Source organism: Capsulimonas corticalis, from assembly GCF_003574315.2.
Taxonomy (GTDB): Bacteria; Armatimonadota; Armatimonadia; order Armatimonadales; family Capsulimonadaceae; genus Capsulimonas; species Capsulimonas corticalis.
In genome coordinates, this window is record NZ_AP025739.1 from 316921 (window position 1) to 338265 (window position 21345).

The following is a 21345-nucleotide window of genomic DNA, read 5'->3' on the forward strand; positions in this document are numbered from 1 at the left end:
AATGGCCGCACATGAGATACTTTCCGTTCGGCAGAGCCGCCCTCAGCATCCTGGCGCTGGCCGTGACTTCGGGCGGATGGCTGGCGTTGCAACCCAAGCCCAAACATCACGCGACGCTCACCTATTGGACATTCGCCACCACGCACTATGACTCGTATAAAAAGATCATTCCGGAGTTCGAGCGTCAGAATCCCGGCGTCACCGTCGACCTGGAGCTAGTCTCGCTCAACGCGCTGGCCTCGCGGATGCAGTCGGCCATGCTCGCCGACCTGGATGTCCCCGATCTCTTTGAAGTCGAGATCGGACAGTCGGCGGCGCTGTTTCGCGGCCCGACCAAGGATATCGGCCTTGTGGACCTGGGGCCGCGCCTCCACGCGCCGGGTCCGGACGGAACGCCGCCGCTCTGGGACCGCGTGGTCCATGCGCGGTTTGCGCCCTACACCAACCGGGGACACATCTACGGTTTGCCCCACGATATTCACGCGGTTCAGCTGGCTTACCGGCGCGATATCTTCGAAAAGGCGGGCGTGGACGTCCGCAAGATCAAGACTTGGGACGATTTCGTTCAGGTCGGCCGCAAGATGACCATTCCAGGCAAGCAGTACATGATGGAGATGTCCGACAGCGACGCCACCGTGCTGGAGCCGATGCTGTTCCAGCGCGGCGGCGGCTACTTCGACGCCGACGGGCATGTGATCATGGACAACGAAATCGCCGTGCAGACGATGTGCTGGTACGTGCCGCTGGTCGCGGGGCCGCACAAGATCGGCGACAGCGTCGGCTACTTCGGACAGGTGCAGACCAAAGCCGTCGAGGACGGCTACATGCTCTGCTACATCTGCCCGGACTGGCGCTCCAAGAACTTCGAGAACGACGTCTCGCACATGAAGGGAAAGATGGCGCTCATGCCCATGCCGCTCGCGGCGCCCGGCGGCAATCCCACCACTTCCTGGGGCGGAACGATGCTCGGGTTCACCAAGCATAACAACCATCAGGATCTCGCCTGGAAGCTGGCGATGTTTCTCTATCTCGACAAATCACAGCTCGCGGACCGATACCGATCCACGAACATTCTGCCGCCGGTCAAAGATCTCTGGAGCGATCCGGTCTTCCATGAACGGCGCGCTTACTGGAGCAATGAGAAGATCGGCGATTCCTATATTCGACTCGCTCCCAATGTTCCGGCCCACTACAGCAATCCCGTTATTCAGACGGCGACGGACAAGCTCAGCCAGGCCCTGGTCGATTGTGTCCACTACTATAACACCCATGGTTATGTCGACCACGGCGACGCCCAGTTCGAGAGCTACGTTCGCTCGCGGATGAAGATGCGCGCGGACGAAGTCCGGGCCATGGCGCGGAGGGATTCCTATTGAGCAATATACTCGCCACCCGCCCCGCGATCAAGGCGGCGTCCGGGACAGGCCCGCGCGGGCGGCGCTCCCCCTCGGACAAATTCGCGCCCTATCTGTTCGTTTCGCCGTTTCTGATCTTGTTCGCCGTCTTTGGGGTCTGGCCGATCCTCCACAGCCTGATCCTGGCGTTCTATCACACCAACGGCCCCAAGAGCCAGGTCTTCGCGGGCTTTGACAACTTCAAATTTCTCTTCGCCGATCCGGATTTCCACACGGCGGTCTGGAACACGCTGGTCTTCGCCTTCTGGTCGGTCGTGCTCCAGATTCCCTTCGCGCTCGGCCTCGCGATCCTGCTCAACCAGCGCTGGCTGCGCGGGCGAACATTCCTGCGGCTGGCGTTCTTCTCGCCGAACCTGCTGGGGCAGGTCTTTGTCGGCGTCCTGTTTTCGGTCCTGCTCGCACCTCAGTACGGACTGGTCAACAAAGGGCTGCACGCCTTGATCGGCCTGCCGCTGGACACCAAGTGGCTGGCGAACCCTGCCCTCGTGATGCCGGCGCTGATCCTGACATCGCTCTGGCTCTACGTCGGCTTCAACATGATCTATTTTCTCGCGGCGCTCCAGGCCGTGGACAAAGAGCTTTACGAAGCGGCGATGATCGACGGGGCGGGCCCGTGGCGTCAGTTTCTCGCGGTCACCCTTCCCAGCATCCGCCCCGTCGCGGTCTTTGTGCTCGTCACTACCACGATCGGCTCGTTCCAGCTATTCGAGCTGCCTTATATCATGCTGAATAACTCGGCCGGTCCGGACAACGCGGGACTGACCGTCGTTATGTATCTCTACAACAATGGGTTCGTGACGGGGAATCTGGGCTACGCCTCGGCGGTCGGGTGGACGCTGGCGATTGGGGTCCTGCTGATCAGTCTCGCGCAGATGCGGATGACGGGCGCGTGGAAGGCGGAAGCGAAATGAACACGGAAAGATCTGTACAGACGGGGCGCACGGCGCTCACCATCACGATGTTTCTCCTGGCGGCGATCGTGCTAACGCCGTTGGTCTGGCTGGTGGCGGCGACGCTGAAGTCCTCGGACGATATGTTCCACTACACGTTCTTCCCGCCGGTCAGCCACCTGACGCTTTCGGAGTATCACGACCTCTTCACGAAGTCGCCGTTCGCGCGCTATCTGGCCAACAGTGTCTTCGTGACCAGCGTGACGGTGATGGTGCAGTTGTTCTTTTCGTCGCTGGCCGGCTTCGCGCTCGCCAAGTACGAGTTCAAGGGCAAGAATATCATCGTGGCGATCATGCTCGCCACCCTGCTGCTGCCGGGACAACTGACGATGGCGCCGCTGTACGACCTGCTCTACCATATGAAGATGGTGGACAGCTACGCCGGCTTGATCGTGCCCGGCGCGGTGAGCGTCTTCGGGATCTTTTTGTTTCGGCAATCGATCCAGCAGGTCCCGGACGAGCTGTTGCAGGCGGCGCGGATCGACGGCTGCTCGGAGTTTCAAATCTACTGGGATATCGTGATGCCGGTCTCGCGCCCGATGATCGGCGCGTTCTGTCTGATCAGCTTTATGGGCGCCTGGAACAGCTTTTTGTGGCCGCAGATTATTCTCCACCACGCCGAGCTGTTCACGCTGCCGATCGGCCTCAATCAATTGGTCAGCATTTACCAGACCCAGTACGGTATGCTGATGGCCGGCACGCTGCTGGGCGTGCTGCCGGTGGTGTTCCTGTTCGTGCTGCTCCAGAAAGAATTCGTCGCGGGATTGACGGCGGGCGCGGTCAAGGGGTAATCTCGCGCGAGGAAGACCGGACGATGATCTCGGGCGTGACGGTGATTCGGCAATCCTCGACCGGCGCGCCTTCGATCATCGCGACCAGGCGCTCCACGGCGAGGATACCCATCTGGCGGAACGGCTGGTTGATTGTCGTCAATCCGCCTAAGATCCACTGGGCGTCCGGAGTGTCGTTGACGCCGGTGATGGAAACATCCTCAGGAACGCGCAGGCCGACGGCTTCAAAGGCTTTTCCCACCCCCATCCCCCAGCCGTCGTCGCCGCCGATCACCGCCGTGGGACGCTCGTCCAGCAAAAGCCACCGATCGACCATGGCTTGAAAGAAGCTTGGCTCCCGCACGCGATCCGGCGTCTGATCGTCGATCCCCTCCAATCGCGGGTCGTGCTCAATCCTCGCCTGCTCCAGCCCCTTGCGATATCCGTCCCTCCGGTCGAGAAAGTTCGAGTCGTGCAGGGATCCGATATAGGCGATGCGGCGATGCCCCTGCTGGACAAGCATCTCTACCATGCGCGCGACGCCGTTGATGTTATCAACATTCACGTAGCCGACACCGTCCGGCACATGGCGCGTCAGCAGCGCGACCACCGGCAGCCCGGCCTCGGCGACACGCTCCAGGGTGGCGTCGTGCAGCGGCGGCGCTACCCAAATGAGCCCGTCGATATGCCCGTCCAGATACTCCAGCGCCGAATGGCGGTCCGCATGCTGCGTCCAGCCGGTGTAAAGCAAGAGGTTATGATTGGCGACATCGCCCGCCTCGCTGATGCCGGCCAGCAGGTGCGGCGCCAGCGAGCCGCCGATATTCTGATCCAGGCTGCTCAGGCCGAAGATAAACACGCCGAGGATCCGGGTGCGCTGGCGGCGGATCGCCCGCACGAGCGCGCTGGGCGTGAAGTGCAGATCATCCATCGCCGTCTGGATCCGCGAGCGCGTCGACTCGCTCATCCGGCCCTTGTCGTTGAGAAAATTCGAGACCGTCGCGCGCGACACCTCGGCGCGGGCGGCGACGTCGTTAATCGTCGCGCGCCGCTTCCCAAGCGGGACGCTTGACGCCTTCCCGGAATGCGCCGGGTCCAGCTTCTCCGCGACCGACGCCGTGACCACTCCGTCGCGCTGGAGCCAGTTCCGCACGCTTTGCGAGTTGACGCCGAGGCGGCGCGCGATCTCCCCGGACTTCAGACCTTCGGCATGCAGCAGGACGGCCTGTTCGCGCACTTCCGGCGCATAGCCGCGCTTGCTCGGCTCCGGCGTATAGCGACGGCGGCAGGCGGAACACTTATAACGCTGGCTGCCGCCATGCATTCCCGCCTTGACCTGTCCCTCGGAGACCCCGCATTTCGGACACACAATCATAACGATCTTAACTTTCGATACGGACGCTCGCCGTGTCCCAATCATTAGGCGATGACACAGGTATCTAATATACCCCCTGCGCCTTCTGGAGACAAGACTTCCGCCAGCAAAGAAGCCCTGAGACCCAGCGATCCTTCGCTTTCGACAATGCCAACGCCGAATAAATCACCTATTGATATACTATCGTCATAAGTCAATAATTTCCAAATGTCGATATTCTGAAAATTGTTATTCAAAAGTACTTGACGCCGTTCCGCAGGCGTGATATACTATTTTTGCTGATGAACTTGGTACATCAATGTGCCTAAAGCTCTTATCGTAATTCAAAACATCGCCTTCTTCATAAGACGATCCAGGAGACTGAACCCATGTTACACACCGCGAAAGTCAAAGGCTTTACACTGATTGAATTGCTCGTTGTTATCGCGATTATCGCCATTCTTGCCGCGATTTTGTTCCCGGTTTTCGCCCAGGCCCGCGAAAAGGCGCGCCAGATCAGCTGCGCCAGCAACCAGCGGCAGACCGGCCTGGCCGTTCTGCAATATGTGCAGGACTATGACGAGAATTATCCGCTGGAGATCGCCGGCGTCAGCCCCAACGATTACGACTGGTCCAAGGCCGTTCAGCCGTATATCAAAAACGGGAATTCTCCGGTCGGCGCCTGGGGCGGCTCGACCAACACCGGCGTGTTCACCTGTCCCGACTTTCCGGAAGAAGCGGATGGCAAGTACGAATACGCGCAGTATCGTGTTTTGGAGGACGTCATTAGCTCCAGCGGTTCGCCTGTCTCGCTGAGCGCGATCATGAAGCCATCGTCCAAGATCATGGTCTTCGAAGGCAAGAACAACGGCAACTGCTGGGGCGGCCCGGCGGGAATCGGCTTCAATACCGATCAGTGGAACTGGGCAAGCAATGGACAAACTCCCCATGGAGCGCACACCGACCTCGCCGATCAGTCCCCGAAGGACAGCAATAATAGCGCCCAGGGAGCAGGCTGCTGGACCTGGCCGACCTCGTGGACTCCTGCGTACCGGCACACCAGCATGGGGAACTTCCTTTTCTGCGACGGCCATGTCAAAGCGATGAAGGTCGGCTCGGTCAGCTATGCGGAAAATATCGCGAACAAAGACCCCAGCATGATCAACTGATCGCACCGCACTCGACTCATGATCGCTGGATCGGCCGCCGCGATGCGCGGCGGCCGTTTGGCGCTTGATGTCCGATCTGGATTTGTTATCGAACAAGGAATAGTCGTTTGGAACTTCGATCATTCGTCGCCGTTCGCGGGTCTCGCGCGAGCGCCCGCGCGCTGGCGATTGCCGTATGCGCAGTCGCCGCTTTCTCCATCGCCGGCTGCGGCAGTCGGCCGGCGGCGCCAGCGAACTCAGCGAAGCTCGATGCGCCGCCGCCTGGAGCTTTAAAGCCGATTGTCATCCCGCCGCCGAACCTGCCTGCGGATATGCCGGACGCTCAGAAGCAGCAAATCCTCGCCAATATGCAGCAGCAACAGGATCAGGCGAATGCGCAGCGGCAGGCGATGTTTAACAATTCGAACACAAAATAGCCGCCGCCGCGCTTGGCGACAACCACATAAAAAACGCTTCTCAAACACGAGAAGCGTTTTTTGCGCGTTACTTTGTTCAATTTTTCACGAATTTCGGGAACAATTCCGATATCCCATGAGTTGGAATGAAATGCGTTCACCAAACCTCGGAAACGTTTGACACAAAGGAGCCACGCCTGATGCTGTCCACCGCCGGTAAACCACCGAACTTACGCAAGGCCAGGAAGCGGGATGCAATCGCCGACGCAATCGCGCGGCGCGCCGATGAAATCGAGCGCGATCCGAAGCGAGAGCGGCAGGCGATGCTGCGCTTTCTGGCCTATCTCAAACCCTCGGCGCACTATTTCGTCATCGCCTCACTTTGCGGCGTCACGATCTATCTCGTCCCCAATTTGATCCCGACCGCGGTCGGCTACGTGCTCGACCATATCCTGGGAACGGGCGGCAGCGCTTCGGCCTCGCCCGCCAAAGCCAACGCGCTGTTTCGGATGCTCGATTTTTACATCGCCCACACCGTCGGATCCGGCGCCTCGAAGGCCGCGCGCATCCAGGTGCTGCTCGGATCCTTGCTCGTTTTCCTGCCGTTCTGGGGCATCCTCGTCTTCTTCCGAGCCTACTTCGCCGGCATCGGCGGCCAGCGCGTCATCTTCAAGCTGCGTAATGACCTTTACGAGCACATCCAATCGCTGTCGCTGTCGTACTTCCAGCGCGAGCGCTCGGGAAGCATCGTCTCGCGTCTGACCAGCGATGTCGCGCTCGCGCAAAACTTTATCGGCAACGCGTGCACCAATCTCTGGATGGACTCGCTCTCCATCCTCATCCTGGGCGGTTTTCTGCTCACACTGGACCGGAAGCTGGCGCTCACCGCCTTCGCCGTGCTGCCGCTCTGGATCCTGAGTGTCCGCCTGTTCGGCCAGCAGATCCGCAAGGCGTCGCACGCCGTTCAGGAAGGTCTCTCCGAGATGTCCGGGCAGGTGCAGGAGAAGATGAGCGGCGTCACCGTCGTCCAGGCGTTCGCGCGCGAAAAGCGCGAAGTGCGCCTGTTCCACCGCCTCCACCGGTCGCTGCTCGTGCGCCAGGTCACGGCGGTGCGCCTCGCCTCGTTCAATATGGCGATGTCAAACCTGCTCACGACCATTGCTCCGGTGATCGTCGTCTGGGTAGGCGCGCTGGAGGTCCTGCACGGCAAGCTGACGCCGGGGACTCTCTTGATGTTCTGGGCGTTCCTGGGGACATTCTACGGCCCGCTCCAGCGCATTACGGATCTCGCCGCCGTTATCTCCAACGCCAGCGCCGCGATCGAGCGCATCTTCCAGATCTTCGACATCTGTCCGGAGGTCAAGGAGAAGGAAAACGCGATCACGCTGCCGGGGCGGATCCATGGCAAGGTCGAGTTCGATCACGTCTGGTTCGGATACGATGAGAACCCGATTCTCAAGGACATCAGCCTGACGATCCAGCCGGGCGAAGTCGTCGCGTTCGTCGGCCCATCCGGCGCCGGCAAATCGACGCTGATCCAATTGGTTCCTCGCCTCTACGACGTCACCAAAGGCGCGATCCGCGTCGACGGCCGCGATATCCGGGACTTCAAAAAGAGCTGGTTCCGTTCGTTCATCGGCATGGTGCTTCAGGACAACATTCTCTTTACGGGAAGTATCCGGGACAATATCCTCTACGGCCGTCCGGACGCCGATGACGACGCCGTTGTCGAAGCGGCCATCGCCGGCAACGCGCACGACTTCATCGAAAGCCAGGCCGATGGCTACGACACCGAGATCGGCGAGCGCGGAACCAAGCTCTCCGGCGGACAAAAGCAGCGCATCGCGATCACCCGCGCCTTCCTCCGAGATCCGCGCATCTTGATTCTCGATGAAGCCACTTCCGCCCTCGACAGCGAAAGCGAGCGCCTGATACAAGCCGCGCTGAACCGCCTGATGATCGGCCGCACCACCCTGATCATCGCGCACCGCCTATCCACAATTCTGCACGCCGACAAAATCGTCGTCATGGACAAGGGGCGGATCGTCGAGCAAGGCAAGCACGCGGACCTCCTGGCGAACGGCGGCCTCTACTACGAGCTCTACAAAGCGCAGTTCGAGCACGCCCTCAGCGTTCACGACGCGGCGAAAGAGATATTGAACGAAGAATCCGATTCCAGCGATCCCTACGCCGAACACGTCCGATAATTCACTCATCCGGTAATTACGACGGCGCGGATGGTTTTGAACATCCGCGCCGTTTTCGATTCTCTGAACGGTCGTCAATCAGCTCACGTGTGCGTGTGCCGGTGGTGCAGATCCGGGTAGTGCGGGTGCTCGTGCGTGAGTGGTTCGTGGATATGTTCGTGCGTGTGCGGTTCGGCGGGATCGACGCCGGGGGCGTGGGTGTGCTGGTGATGTTCGTCGTGAACGTGCCGGTGGGAGTGGACGAGCCGTTCGTGGCGGTGCCTGTGTTCGTGACGTTCGGTTAAGTGCAGCCAGACCCCGGCGGCCATGAACATGGCGGCGATAAGTAGCCGAAATCCGATGGGCTCATGCAGCAGCAGGACGGAGACGACGGCGCCGACAAACGGGGCCAGCGAAAAGTAGGCTCCGGTGCGGGCCGTTCCCACATGGCGCAGCGCCAGGACGAAGAAGGCTAAACTGAGGCCATAGCCCAAAAAGCCGATCAGCAGCGCCCCTCCCAGGAAGGCCGCGCCGGGCAATTTCGCGCCCAGGCAAAAGGCGATGGTGATGTTGACAACGCCCGCGACCGCGCCTTTGATGGCCGCCACTTGATACGGATTGCTGGCCGACACTTTCTGGGTTAAATTGTTATCGATCCCCCAGCACAAGCACGCCCCGGCGATCGCAAGAGAGCCGAGCGGCAGCGACAGGCTCCCGCCCCGCCATGAGAGCACGATCCCTCCGGCAACGATCAGGACCATCCCCAGGAAAATCCGGCGATCGAAGTTCTCCTTGAAAACAAACCACGCCAGCAGTGAAGTACACACGCCTTCCAAATTCAATAGGAGAGAGGCGCTGGAGGCGGGTGTGTGCGTCAGCCCCGTCATCAGCAGCACCGGCGCAATGACGCCGCCAAAGAGCACGGCGCCCGCCAGCCAGGGCCAGTCCTTACGTGTGAGCGGGGCTTCGTCCGCGGTGCGTCGCGTAAAATAAAGGAGCGAAAGCCCGATCCCCGAACCGGCGTACAGAAGCCCCGCGAGCAGAACTGGCGAAGTCCCGCCGAGGAGCAGCTTCGCGAACGGCGTACTGATCCCAAAGAGAACGGCGGCGAGCAGCGCGATCCCTACTCCCACCGGGAGCTTCGTCGCAGGTAAATTCGAACTCATAATCCCAGCTTACTCCGGCGAAAGATCATCTCCATCGATCTCCAATCTTGGGGCGTCATTCGGCGTTTGCTTCGCTCCACGCATGACGACCTTCCTGAAAGCCATAAAAAACGATGACGAGTCCCGCCATGGGATCCGCCCACCACCAGCCCAGCGCGGCGTTCAGCGCGAGGCCCACAAGTGTCGCTCCCGCAAGGTACGCATCCACCATGGTGACGCGCCCTTCGGTCTGGAGAACGACATTGCCCAAAGCCGCGCCGGCGCGGGCTTTGCCCGCCGCGAGCATCAGCATGACGGCAAAGGTCAGCACAAGCCAGACGATCCCCATCGGGGAGACGCCGGGATGAAAGCGCGTGATGAGAACATAGGAGGATTGCAGTAAGATGTAAACCGCCAGCGCGAAAAAGGCGGCGCCGATCATTCGCAGCGCCTTCTTCTCGCGCCCCATCCCCGCCCCGGTCAGCTCCCAGATAACGACCGTCGACGCGCCGATCTCGATCAGCGAGTCCAGACCGAATCCTGCGAGCGCCACCGAGCGCGCATGGATCGCCGCCGGCATCATAATTCCCAAGCCGACGATATTCCATGCCAGAGTGATATATTCCAGGAATATTCCCCGCCGCAGAAGGTGAGGAAGAATATTCTTCATCGTATTATACTGGGGGACAGGTCAGAACCGCCAATGGGAACGTCGCCAATCACGCAGTTGCGTCCTGACCGTTTCGATTGGTAAAGGGCGGTATCCGCGCGCTCGATCAAGTCAGCGCCGCCATCCGTTTTGCTTCTTAAGCCTGCCACTCCAAACGACGCCGTGACGGAACGCAGGGGCCATGCATGGAGTTCAATGCATTCCCGCAGACGCTCCGCGAACGCCAAGGCGCCTTCAAGTTCGGTTTGCGGAAGGATGAGCACGAACTCCTCCCCGCCATACCGAGCGACGAGATCCATATCGCGGGCGTTTTCTCGCAAGATGCTCGCGACCACTTTCAATACGGCGTCGCCTGCAGGGTGGCCATAGGAATCGTTGAACTGCTTGAAGTGATCGACATCCAACAGCACCACCGATAAGGCAGACTCATATCGCGCGGCGCGGCTGATTTCGTCGGCCAGCCGCTCCTGAAAAACGCGGTGATTCTTCAAGCCTGTCAAACCATCCGACGCCGCCAGCGCCTCAAGTTCGGCGTTGACAACCGCCAGCTGACCATTCTGTATCTCCAGAATGATTGCATGCTCTCTGGTTAGGTCTTCCACCCGCTTGCGTTCCGTCAAGTCATGCCACACGGCCAGCAGAACAGAGTTGTTGGCGAGGGTGACAGGGGTGAGCGCCACCTCCACGGGAAATTCCTCGCCATCCATTTTTTGGTAAATCCACTCAAATCGATGGAACCCCGTTTCACGGGCTTGCCCCTCCATTGTGCCCCATTTTTCCTGCGAATACTGTCCGTCCGGCTGAAATTCCGGAGACATGCTACTAGGGTTCATCGAGAGTATTTGGGTCTTGTCCGGGCAGCGCAGCATTGTGACAGCGGCGTCGTTGCAGTCGATGACGCCGCTGTCGTCGAATAACAAATGGGCGTCAGAGGATTCCTCGAACAGCACCCGGAATCTTTCTTCGGACGCGACCCGCTCCGTCACATCGAAGCAGACGCCCGTAATGCCCACGAACGCCCCATCGACGCCGCGAACGGGCCTCAGCTCGGTATGGAGGCAAAGTCCATAGACCCGAGCGTCATAAGACACGGCTTCGCCGGCCAGAGCTCGGCGCGTATTGTTTTCCACTTCCACGTCACCACCGCTGAAGTCGAACAGTGAACGCCCGACGGTTTCCCCAGGCTCCAGGCCCAGTGCGGCCAGGCCCTTGCCCTCGGAAAGAGTAATCACGCCATGAGAATCGGCGGCGTACAAAATAACGGGGGCGCTTTCCAGCAGCGCCCGAAGCGCCGCCTCGCTCCGCCGGAGCTGCTCGGCTCGCGCGTGCAGTTCCGCTTCCATCGCCTTGCGCTCACTGATGTCTCGAACAGCCGTCACGCGCGCGAGATGTCCGCCCAGGTGGATTACGCGTCCGCGCAGCTCAGCCTGGAACGTGGAGCCGTCCCGGCGCGTCAGTGTCGCTTCATAAGGCTCTTCGTCATTCGTGGAGATTTTGTGCGCAACGAGATGGCGGGAAGCGGGAGCAGCCAAGATTGTCGCCTCCTGCCCCAGCATATCCGCGGGAACCCGGTGACCGAACATCACGGCGAAGGCGGGGCTGACATCCACGAGGATTCCGTTCCGCGTAATCGCGATTCCTTCAAATGCGGCGTCGGTGAGCCGGCGCAGTCGCGCCTCGCTTTCCGCCAGAGCCTCCTCAGCTCGTTTGGTCGCGGTGATATCGCGAGTGATGCAGGATACCCCGATCACGCGGCCCATCGTATCCCGAATCGGCGAAAAAGAGAGCGACGCGTAAAACTCGCCGCCATCCTTACGGCGCCGCAAAACTTCCACACGCGACGGCGCTTCTCCGCGAAGTATCTGAGCGACGGCAATGGGAAATGGCTTTGAACTAGCCGCCCTGGCTAAGACAGCCACGTTTTGGCCGATCATCTCCGCCGCATTGTACCCGTATATCCTTTCGGCTCCCAGGTTCCAACTTACGAGGACGCCGTCCAGCGTCGCCGCCAGGATCGCCTCTTCCGACGATTCCACGATCGCCGCAAGGCGGGCGAGCTCCATTTCGTTCTGGCGTCGGGCGGTAATATCGTGCAGCGCCACAACCGCGCCCAGCTTTTGACCGGCGCCGTCATGGATAGCTCTCCCGCTGGCAAGAATGGTTCTGGGAAGCCCATCCGCAGGCCACACGACCATTTCCTCCTGCCGGACAGTTTCCCCTTGAAGCGCGCGAAAAAGAGGGATATCTTGAGGGCGCATCGGGGTTATTCCGTCCGATTCGAACAATCCGAAATGATCTCCCCATTCCTCAGGCGGAAGCGGCTGGAAGGGGAGTCCGTGAATCTCCTTGGCGGCGTGATTGAATAGCGTCAGGCGTCCTTCGGCGTCACAAGCGACGATCCCTTCCTGCATGGTCGCAAGCATCGCTTCCGTAAACTCTCTCTCTGCCTGAAGCACCGATTCGCCCCGCTTTCGCTCGGAGATGTCGCGAGCGATCATGGAGACGCCGACGATCTCTCCGTCCGCGTTCAAAACGGACGAAATACGCAGGGAGACATCCAAGCGCGCTCCCGTCATCGTCAAACGTACGGTCTCCACGGGAGGAACATCCTCAATGCATTCGACACGCCTCATGAGTTCATCAAACTCCGCGACGCTCTCCATAGGAATGAGAAGATGAACTGTCTTGCCGACAATATCGGCGGCGGAATAGCCGTAAAGCCGCTCCGCGCCCCGATTCCAGCTCGTAATTCTTCTGTCCAGCGCAACGCTGTAAATGGCGTCGTCGGAGGACTCCACGATGGTCGCCAGCCTTGAGCGCTCCGCTTCAGCTTGCTCGCGCTCCGTGATGAGATACTCCTGCTCGGCCACCAGCCGCTCGCGCTCGACGAGCAAAGCTTCCTTTTCCGCGATCTGCCGAACGGCCTTGATCTGACTTGTGACCTGGCGCGCCAGAAGCCGAAGCGCGTCTTCCTGCTCGCTCGACAGGGTTCTCGGCGTTCCGCCAATAACGCAGAGAGCGCCCAGGGCAAATCCCTCGTCCGTAATCAAAGGCGCGCCGGCATAGAAGCGAACGCGCGGTTCACCGGTCACAAATGGATTCCCCGCGAACCGCGGATCCTGATGGGTATCGCTGACGAGCAATAAGTCGGATTGAAGAATGGTGTGGGCGCAGAAGGAAAGATCCCGCGATGTCTCTCGCACGTCCAGTCCTAGCATGGATTTGAACCACTGCCGGTGCTCGTCCACTAATGAGATCGCGGCGATGGGAGCGCCGCAGATATTGGCGGCAAGACGCACCAAATCGTCGAACACCTGATCTTTTGGAGTATCCAAAATATGGTGATCGCGCAGCGCGGCGAGACGCTCACGTTCATTTTCCGGCAAGCGGGCAGCCATAAGATCAGCTTTCTACCCCGTTTTGGGAGGCGCCGGTATATCAAAAATCCCAATGGGTGAGTAATACAGAACTTGACTGTCATGATGGTCGGTGAATTCCGCAAATATCTTTAGCAGACAGGAGAGGACAGCGCTTCTGAGGTATGGTGTCTGATTTACTTGATTGGCGTTCTCTTGTTCTGTTATACCGATCTGAGAAGCCAGCTAAACTCACACTCATATTTCCTCCATCTTCTCCACGTCTGAAGGACGGCTTGACTTTTATCAACATGCAACTGTATACTTATAAATAATCATTCTCTATAATCGACACGTTCCATGAGTTCTCCTTCACGGGCCGCGGGAAAGAACGGGAGAATTGGGAACGAACCGCCATGAAAACACAGATGGACAACCTTGCCACAGCGCTCTCTCCCGAGGCCCTGGAAGACCGGGTGGCGACGCTTCAGCAGAAACTCAGCGACAGCGGGCATCGGACGACGCCGCAGCGGATCAATATCCTGCGCGCCCTTTTGACCACCGAGACTCACCCGACCGCCGAGGAGATCTGGGATCGAGTGCGCTCCGTCAGCCCGACCACCACGCTCGCCACGGTCTATAAGACTCTGGACACGCTCAAGGAACTGGGAGAAGTCATGGAGCTGGACACACGTGACGACAGCCGGCATTACGATGGCCTCCATCCCGATCCGCATCCTCACGCCGTCTGCAAGCGCTGCGGGCGCATCGACGATGTGGATCTGGACGGACTGGACACGCTGCAATCGCAGGCGACAAAGGCGTCCGGCTACCGGATCGAAGAGCAGGATGTGACATTCTACGGACTCTGCGCGCGCTGCCAGCAGGAAGAATAGCAGGCCGCCGCGTTTCTTTTCGATTGTTGATAATAATGATTATCTATAGCAACTCAATATTTAAGAAATTGATTTTGGAATCACGGTTTCCATTACGGAGTGAAAATATGTCTCAAGACCCAATCACCAATCCCGTCGCCGTCTCTGCCGACGCTGAGGCGGAGCCGGAAAGTTTCGCCAAGCGCCTTTCCGCCAATTACAACGCCGATAACCACGAGTTCGTTTTGCAGAAGGTGCAACCCGCGCTTCTTGGCCTGATGGACGGCTCGGTCTCCACCCTCGCGCCGCTGTTCGCGACAGCGGGACTGACCCATTCTCCCCACAGCGCGTTCTTTGTCGGACTGGCCGCCTCGGTCGGCGCGGGCATCAGCATGGGACTGTCCGAGGCGCTGTCCGACGACGGCGAGGTGTCCGGACGCGGCGCGCCGCTGCTGCGGGGAACGATCACGGGCGCGGCCACCACGCTGGGCGGCATGCTCCACACCCTGCCCTTCTTGATTCCATCACTGAATACGGCCCTGCATATGGCGTACGGCGTGGTCGTGATCGAGCTTCTGGTGATCGCCTACATCCGTTTCCACTTCATGAAGAGCCCGCTGGCGCAGACCGTGATGCAGGTCATCGTCGGCGGCGGCATCGTCTTCGCCATTGGTCTCTGGCTAGGGAAGATCGGCGCGGGCTAAGTATTTTGCCGGCGCGGGCGATTTTTGTGCGTCCGCGCCGCGATTGGCGCTTGACAACGGGAAACACCGGCGCCATAATCATTTCGACAATACGAGAAGTGTTCATATTATGACCGTCACACTGCAAACCGTAAAACCCGATCTCTCGGCAATGTTCAAAGCGCTCGGCGATCCGACCCGCCTGCGTATCTTTGAATTCCTGCGCGGCTGCGGCGCTCCCGTCGCCGTCGAAGATTCGGGAGACGTGCGCCCGCTCACGGGACCAACCGTAGGCGATATCTGCTGTCATGTCACCGGCAATGAGCGTGTGACCTCGTCGATCAGCTTCCATCTCAAGGAGCTGCGCCTCGCGGGCCTGATCACGATGGAGCGCAGGGGCAAGAATATGATCTGCGCCGTCAGCCCCGAAGCCATCGATCTGCTGGGACAGTACTTCCTCACGAAGCCCGACTCGTCCGCGCCGCAATGCTGCTGATGTGAGCGAGCGCCGCAGATTGCGCCGCGCGCAGACGGCTCTTACACTTCGATATTTCGTGTAATGTATTACCAGGAGAAAATTCCATGAACGATACGACTTCGATTTCGACGCCGCTGACGGACCGGGAAGATGTCCGGGATCTCGTCCGGCAAAAATATGGCGAGGCGGCGCTCACGGTTCTGAACGGCCAGGGCGCGGCGTGCTGCGGCGGAAACGCCGGCGGCGGCGCTTCGGATTCCTGCTGCGGCGGTGTCACGATCACGGGCGACCTTTACGACCAGACCGAGGCGAGCCAGATCCCGGAGGCGGCGCTGCTCGCCTCGCTGGGCTGCGGCAATCCCACCGCGCTGGCGCAGCTGTCGCCGGGCGAGATCGTGCTGGACCTGGGCAGCGGCGGGGGGATCGATGTGCTGCTTTCCGCAAAACGCGTCGGCCCCAGCGGCTTCGCCTACGGTCTCGATATGACGGATGAGATGCTCGCGCTCGCCGAGAAGAATAAAGCGGAAGCCGGCGTCAAAAACGTGGCGTTTGTGAAAGGCCACATCGAGAGCATTCCTCTTCCCGACGCCAGTGTCAACGTCATTATCTCCAACTGCGTGATCAATCTGTCGGCCGACAAAGATCAGGTCCTGAGCGAAGCCTTTCGGGTGCTGAAGCCCGGCGGGCGCTTCGCCGTCTCGGATGTCGTGGTGGAAGGCGACCTGCCGGACGCGGTGCGCGGCGACATGGAATCGTATGTCGGATGCGTCGCCGGCGCTCTCGAAGTCAACGATTATTTGCGGCGGCTGGAGGCGGCGGGCTTCACGGACGCGAGCGTTGAGCCCACGCGCCGCTATCTGTTCCGCGACCTGGAAGGATCGGCGTGCAGCGCTGACAATATCGCCGCCCTGCCCGCCGACGAAAAGGCCGCGCTGGACGGCCGGATCATGGGCGCCTTTATCCGCGCCTCCAAGCCGGAGACGGCGTCGTGCTGCGGGCCGAGCTGCTGCGGCGGCGACAAGTAAAAAACGATCAAGAAATGACGGATTTTGTGACAAAACATCGGATGGGTCATCGCTGCGCGGCGGAGTTTATCGGGACGTTCGGGATCGTCTTCGCTCCGGTGGCGCTCTCCGCTTCGGGGCATTTTCTGGGAGGCGACTCCAGCCTCGCGGCGGCCGCCTGGGTCTCGGGTCTGGCCGTCCTCGCCATGATCTATGCGCTCGGGCATATCTCGGCGGCGCATTTCAACCCCGCCGTGACGCTGGGATTCGCGGCGGCGGGGAGATTCCCCTGGCGATATGTCGCTCCCTATCTCCTCGCGGAGTTCGGCGGGGGAATCACGGCGGCGGCTCTGGCGGCGGCGTTCTTTGGTCCGGGACACGGCGTCCACATCCCCGCGCTGGGATCGCCGGCGCGGGCGGTGGGGATTGAGGCCGTTCTGACCTTCTTTCTCATGCTGGTGATCATCGCTGTCGCCACGGACAAGCGCGCCAACGGCGCCGTTCCCGGTCTCGCGATCGGTCTGACGGTGGTCTTTGACGTTTGGATCGGCGGTCCGCTCACGGGAGGCTCGATGAACCCGGCGCGCTCCCTCGGCCCCGCGCTATTCTCCCATGGCCCCGCACTGGCGCACTACTGGATTTACGCCGTCGGCCCCACAATCGGCGCCGTCATCGCCGCGCGGCTCTACGAAGCCATGCGCGGAGGCGAGCAGCACGCGCAGGGCGCTCCGAACGACCTCTACGACGCCTTAAATGAGATCCAGGAAGAGGACAAACACGCACAGGATGAGCGCGACGCGCGGATAAGGATATGACGATGGCAAAACGGCTGGCGATATTTTCAGACATTCACGCGAACCTTCCGGCGATGGAAGTCGTCGCGGACTATATTCGGAGCGGCGGTTACGACGGCGTTTACTGCCTGGGAGACCTTGGCGGCTACGCGTCCCAGCCCAACGAGGTTCAGGACATCGTGCAGTCGATGGGCTGTCCGACGATCCTGGGAAACTACGATGAAGGCGTCGGCTTCGAAAGAGAAAGCTGCGGCTGCAACTATATTCAGCCCTTCGACATCAAAATGAGCGATGTCTCGTTCTTCTGGACGCGCGAGCACACCAGCGGCGAGCACAAAGCATGGCTCCGGGAACTGCCCCGCCAGATTCGCCTCCAAGTCGGCGATCTGGACGTGCTGCTTTGCCACGGATCGCCCGCCTCCACCACCGAGTATCTCTTCGAAACCCGCTCGGACGCTTATCTGAATAAATTCACCGTCGGCGGGCGCGACGACGCGCAGGCCGACGTCATCGTCTTCGGCCACACGCACGTTCCCTTCCATCGCGAAGTCAGCGGCGTCCACTTCGTCAACACCGGCAGCGTCGGCCGCCCCAAAGACGGCGATCCCCGCGCCGGTTACTGCGTGCTGACGATCGACGGCGATCAGGTGAGCGTCGAGCAGATCCGTCTGGCTTACGACATAGAGGCCGCCTGCATGCGCCTGATCGCGGCGGGCCTGCCGGAATACTTTGCCGATTATCTGCGCCTTGCGGGAAGCGTCACGCCTCCGGAATAAGCTTCTGAGGAATAGGTTCCTAATGCTCCATGTTTTTCCGCCCGAGCTCCCGGCGTGAGCCTGGTATAATATGGATTATGCCTTCGTATCACAGCCATTCTTTGATAGTCATTTGCCACGGCATTCATGGAATGCTCACGGAACGCGCGTTATGGATCTGAATATCGAGACACGCCAGCTTCATTACACCTCCGCGAAATCGCCCATTGGCTTTGTCGAGTGGTCGTGCATTTACCAAGACAGCCATTGGAATTTTGAGGGGATGCGCACACTGGACCTTTACGCGATGTCCTACATCCTGGAAGGCCGCTGCCGCTACACCGATCCGGACGGCCTGGAGTTGTTTCTTGAGTCCGGCGACTTGCTGTTTTGCGCGCCGGGGAGCCGCAATCGAATGGAGCCGGCGCCCGGGCGCCAGTTCAGTGAAGTGTGGGTGACATTCGGCGGCCCAATCTTCGATCTGTGGCGCGACGCAAAGTTGCTGAGCCACAGCAAAATGCTTCTGCATCTGGAGCCTTTGGATTACTGGCTAGGGCGCTTCGAGGGGTTATTTGAAGGCAATCGGGATCAGATCCAGCTGGTGTCGGCGGTGCAGGCGTTGCTTGCGGATATGCTGCCGTCCGATCAGTCCTGGCAATCCAATGTGGAGGATCGCGAGTGGCTGGGGATGGCGAAGAAGCTGCTGACCTCCGTCGAGCGCGCGGAGGATCTGGATCTGGTCGGCATCGCCACGGAGATGAACATGTCGTACTCCAGCTTCCGGCGAAAATTCACCGCGCTTTCCCATATCTCCCCGGGCCGGTACCATATGACGATGCTCATCGAGCGAGCCTGCCAATGGATGTCGGAATCTCATATCACTAATAAAGAGATCGCCGAGCGCTGCGGTTTCTGCAACGAGTTTCACTTCTCACAGCGATTCAAGCAGATCGTGGGCGTCCCGCCGCGCGAGTTCCGGCGCCGCGCGCACGGCAATGAAGCCGTGGCGCGGACGATCGACGCGGCGGGATAAGAATCGCCGTCCAGGAATGGAGACGACCGATCAGTGGACAACTACGGCGCCGCCGCAACCGTCCACTGCTGAGTCTGACTGGATGCGCTCACAGTATTCTGGACGGTGAAGCCCTGCGTGTTGACGTCAAGCGCCAATCCCGTGTTCCGATTGACAAAATGGACATAGCCGCCGGTCAAAACGGTCTCACTCCATTCCTGATTGGTCGTAATAGGGCTGGCGGCGGGCCACTGATAAGCGGGATCGCCGACAGTGGAAGTTCCCGTTTGCAGGACATATCCAGTATTGGCGTTGACGATACGGTAATAACCGTTGTCGTCGCTGATCAGACGCCACTCCTGGCTCACGCTGAAGCTCACGTTATCCGCCGCCGCGATCTGCCCCCACGACCCACCCCACTTCGACTGCTGGTAGACATCCATAATCCCGCCAGCGCGGTTCACAAGGCGGAACTTTGGAATCGGCGTCACTTGCCATTGCTGGGTCTGGCTCGCGGCGTTCTTTGGATTTTGCACGCCCCAGCCACCGGCGACATCCAGCGCCTGACCGCTGGAGGCGCTGGCGAAGAACTGATAGCCGTCGCCGGTCGGCGTCAGGCTCCACTCTTCATTGGTCCCAATCGGATTATCGAGCGTCCACGGCGTGATATGATCGGCCGCCGTGGACGACCATGATTTCAGCGCCTGGCCGGTATTGCCGTTCACCACACGGAATGTACCGTCTGCATTGGACAGAATTTGCCAGAGTGGGCTCAAAGTCGGAGTGGATGTCGCGCCGGCCATCTGTGTCCAGGCTCCCCCATAGGAAGAATGCTGATAGACGTCTAAAATGGAGCCGCCGCCGCGATTGGTCAGCAGATACTGGGATTTCGGGTCCGACGCCGCGAACGATCCCCAGGTCTTGAGCGTGGAGATGGGGCTGAAGGTCGGGTATTCATTCAGCGTGGCGTTGAAGGCTCCCACGCGGAACAGCGAGCCAAAGCCGCCGAGGAAGTTGCTGTTCGCGTAGGTCGGCTCCCACCACATCGCCCCGTCCATCCATTCATACTGCGCGCACTTGTTGAAGAAATAGGTCGTGAAAGCATTCTGCCGGGAAAGGCTGAACGCCGCGCTTCCTCCGCCCGCCGTGGCGTACTCCACCACGAGCGCCTGCTTCTTGTACTGCCCCTGGAACGGACCGCTGGCGTAGCGGCCATAGTTCGGGATGATAGTGTTGAAGTACGCCATATCATCCGTGAAGTCCATGCCGCCGTTGCTTCCATTGAGTTGCGCGTCGTAGTTCGCCTGCGCGCCATCGGTCGGCGTTGTGGGATAGTACGAGAAGCCGAGAATATCCAGAATGTCGCGCAGGTTGGTGTTGCGGATATTATCGGGAATGATCGTCATGGCGCTGCCCTTGGCGCTGGTCACAGGATCGTAATAAGTCTGCTCGGCGTCGGCGTGCGCGTTGTTGAAGATCTCGTCGAACAGCCCCCGCGCCCGCCACCCATTGCTGGTCGTGTGAACGCTGAAGCGCGTCGTCGAGTTATCATAACCGGCTTTCGTGATTTCGTCCTTGGCGGACAAAATCTCCTGCTTCCAGTATCCCGTACATTTCGGCCAGATGCGATAGATCCCGGTGGCCGTGTTGTCGTAAGGGTTGGTGTTCGCCTGATCGCGCTCCGCTTCGGTATTATTCGGCCCGACGACTTCAAACAGCTGACCGGCTTCATCTTCATTTCCAATGATGATGATATCCGGCTGTATTCCGGCGTACAGAAACGGATCGAGCATCTGGCGCACCGCCGTATCGATCGCGGTCAGCGTCTGCGTGTAGGTATCGTTCAGCCAGGAGTCGGGAATAAACTGTCCCTCATTTCCCGCGACATCTTTGGATTGTCCGAGCGTGATGGTCAGAATAACCTTCTGTCCGTTCGCCCGGGCGCGCCGCGCGGCGTCCACCTGCAAATCCACGCCGCCATAGTCAAGCCCATAAGACCTCTCCCGCTGGTTGACATTGGTGTTATCGACACTGGGCGTCGTGAAGGCTTGCCCGTAGCTGACAAAGACTCGGACGGCATTGAGGCCGCAATTCCCCATCAGCCGCACAGCGTCCGTCGGCTGACCATTAAAATCCAGAAATTGGCGCGAAGGGATGCGCTCAAAACGCTCCTGCCATCCATAGTCGCCTCCCACATAAGGGAATTTGCGCGTGGTGGGCGCGGGGTTGAAGTCCTGGGCGACCGCGCGCGCCGCCGGTAAAGCGATCAAGGCAAGCAGCACCGCCGCGCCTCCGATCCAATTCGATTTTGTCCGCATCTCTTCTCCTTTGAAT

At 60.1% G+C, this 21345-nt stretch carries 19 protein-coding genes; 13 read left to right on the forward strand and 6 right to left on the reverse strand.

The window, feature by feature from the left end; genetic code table 11:
• The first annotated feature begins 11 nt into the window (after window positions 1–11).
• From D5261_RS01475 to D5261_RS01485, 3 genes are read left to right on the forward strand one after another with little or no spacing between them, the layout of a single operon-like run.
• Entirely contained in the window at window positions 12–1376 is a 1365-nt protein-coding gene (locus D5261_RS01475) for an ABC transporter substrate-binding protein (RefSeq protein WP_119320184.1), read from the forward strand.
• Window positions 1373–2326 carry a carbohydrate ABC transporter permease gene (locus D5261_RS01480; RefSeq protein WP_119320185.1) on the forward strand — a complete coding sequence of 318 codons (954 nt, stop codon included), beginning with the start codon at window positions 1373–1375 and terminating at the stop codon, window positions 2324–2326. Before D5261_RS01475 ends, D5261_RS01480 begins: the two co-directional genes overlap by 4 nt.
• Window positions 2323–3156, forward strand: coding sequence for a carbohydrate ABC transporter permease (locus D5261_RS01485; protein WP_119320186.1), 834 nt, complete (start codon window positions 2323–2325; stop codon window positions 3154–3156). Before D5261_RS01480 ends, D5261_RS01485 begins: the two co-directional genes overlap by 4 nt.
• Here the strand turns inward: D5261_RS01485 and D5261_RS01490 are convergent.
• Together D5261_RS01490 and D5261_RS01495 are read right to left on the reverse strand one after the other, a co-directional pair.
• The gene (locus D5261_RS01490) at window positions 3146–4504 is read right to left on the reverse strand and encodes a substrate-binding domain-containing protein (protein ID WP_301002391.1); all 1359 of its coding nucleotides are present in this window, start codon (window positions 4502–4504) and stop codon (window positions 3146–3148) included. The genes D5261_RS01485 and D5261_RS01490 overlap by 11 nt on opposite strands.
• A gap of 50 nt (window positions 4505–4554) precedes the next feature.
• Window positions 4555–4746: a hypothetical protein gene (locus D5261_RS01495; RefSeq protein ID WP_125205850.1), complete on the reverse strand. Its 192-nt coding sequence runs from the start codon at window positions 4744–4746 to the stop codon at window positions 4555–4557.
• Window positions 4747–4878: 132 nt separating this feature from the next.
• Here D5261_RS01495 and D5261_RS01500 point away from each other — a divergent pair, with 132 nt between their 5' ends.
• The 3 genes from D5261_RS01500 (at window position 4879) to D5261_RS01510 (ending at window position 8260) form a co-directional block, all read left to right on the forward strand.
• Complete coding sequence (locus D5261_RS01500; protein ID WP_119320188.1) at window positions 4879–5658, forward strand: prepilin-type N-terminal cleavage/methylation domain-containing protein; 780 nt, start codon at window positions 4879–4881, stop codon at window positions 5656–5658.
• A gap of 107 nt (window positions 5659–5765) precedes the next feature.
• Window positions 5766–6074 (forward strand): hypothetical protein, encoded by a 309-nt coding sequence (locus tag D5261_RS01505; RefSeq protein WP_119320189.1) that lies wholly within the window; start codon window positions 5766–5768, stop codon window positions 6072–6074.
• Between the two features lie 179 nt (window positions 6075–6253).
• On the forward strand, window positions 6254–8260 hold the full coding sequence (locus D5261_RS01510; protein ID WP_165864003.1) for an ABC transporter ATP-binding protein: 2007 nt from the start codon (window positions 6254–6256) through the stop codon (window positions 8258–8260).
• An 83-nt stretch (window positions 8261–8343) separates the two neighbouring features.
• Here D5261_RS01510 and D5261_RS01515 read toward each other — a convergent pair whose 3' ends face one another.
• From D5261_RS01515 to D5261_RS01525, 3 genes are read right to left on the reverse strand one after another with little or no spacing between them, the layout of a single operon-like run.
• The gene (locus D5261_RS01515) at window positions 8344–9405 is read right to left on the reverse strand and encodes a DMT family transporter (RefSeq protein ID WP_119320191.1); all 1062 of its coding nucleotides are present in this window, start codon (window positions 9403–9405) and stop codon (window positions 8344–8346) included.
• A gap of 55 nt (window positions 9406–9460) precedes the next feature.
• Window positions 9461–10054 (reverse strand): cation diffusion facilitator family transporter, encoded by a 594-nt coding sequence (locus D5261_RS01520; protein ID WP_119320192.1) that lies wholly within the window; start codon window positions 10052–10054, stop codon window positions 9461–9463.
• Window positions 10051–13452, reverse strand: a complete 3402-nt coding sequence (locus tag D5261_RS01525; RefSeq protein ID WP_119320193.1) for a PAS domain S-box protein — start codon at window positions 13450–13452, stop codon at window positions 10051–10053. The genes D5261_RS01520 and D5261_RS01525 overlap by 4 nt, the downstream gene beginning before the upstream one ends.
• A gap of 374 nt (window positions 13453–13826) precedes the next feature.
• On the opposite strand from D5261_RS01525, the gene D5261_RS01530 reads away from it, so the two are divergent.
• The 7 genes from D5261_RS01530 (at window position 13827) to D5261_RS01560 (ending at window position 19032) form a co-directional block, all read left to right on the forward strand.
• Complete coding sequence (locus D5261_RS01530; RefSeq protein ID WP_119320194.1) at window positions 13827–14306, forward strand: Fur family transcriptional regulator; 480 nt, start codon at window positions 13827–13829, stop codon at window positions 14304–14306.
• Window positions 14307–14413: 107 nt separating this feature from the next.
• Window positions 14414–14989: a VIT1/CCC1 transporter family protein gene (locus D5261_RS01535; RefSeq protein ID WP_218025519.1), complete on the forward strand. Its 576-nt coding sequence runs from the start codon at window positions 14414–14416 to the stop codon at window positions 14987–14989.
• Between the two features lie 109 nt (window positions 14990–15098).
• Complete coding sequence (locus tag D5261_RS01540; protein ID WP_119320195.1) at window positions 15099–15464, forward strand: ArsR/SmtB family transcription factor; 366 nt, start codon at window positions 15099–15101, stop codon at window positions 15462–15464.
• A gap of 86 nt (window positions 15465–15550) precedes the next feature.
• Window positions 15551–16471, forward strand: coding sequence for an arsenite methyltransferase (gene arsM / locus D5261_RS01545; RefSeq protein WP_119320196.1), 921 nt, complete (start codon window positions 15551–15553; stop codon window positions 16469–16471).
• Between the two features lie 14 nt (window positions 16472–16485).
• A complete protein-coding gene (locus D5261_RS01550) occupies window positions 16486–17265 on the forward strand; it encodes an MIP/aquaporin family protein (RefSeq protein ID WP_125205851.1) in 780 nt (259 codons plus the stop codon).
• Window positions 17262–18020, forward strand: coding sequence for a metallophosphoesterase family protein (locus D5261_RS01555; RefSeq protein ID WP_119320198.1), 759 nt, complete (start codon window positions 17262–17264; stop codon window positions 18018–18020). The genes D5261_RS01550 and D5261_RS01555 overlap by 4 nt, the downstream gene beginning before the upstream one ends.
• 151 nt (window positions 18021–18171) lie before the next feature.
• Window positions 18172–19032, forward strand: coding sequence for a helix-turn-helix domain-containing protein (locus tag D5261_RS01560; RefSeq protein ID WP_165864004.1), 861 nt, complete (start codon window positions 18172–18174; stop codon window positions 19030–19032).
• A 41-nt stretch (window positions 19033–19073) separates the two neighbouring features.
• Here D5261_RS01560 and D5261_RS01565 read toward each other — a convergent pair whose 3' ends face one another.
• On the reverse strand, window positions 19074–21329 hold the full coding sequence (locus D5261_RS01565) for an RICIN domain-containing protein (RefSeq protein ID WP_119320200.1): 2256 nt from the start codon (window positions 21327–21329) through the stop codon (window positions 19074–19076).
• Window positions 21330–21345: the final 16 nt, after the last annotated feature.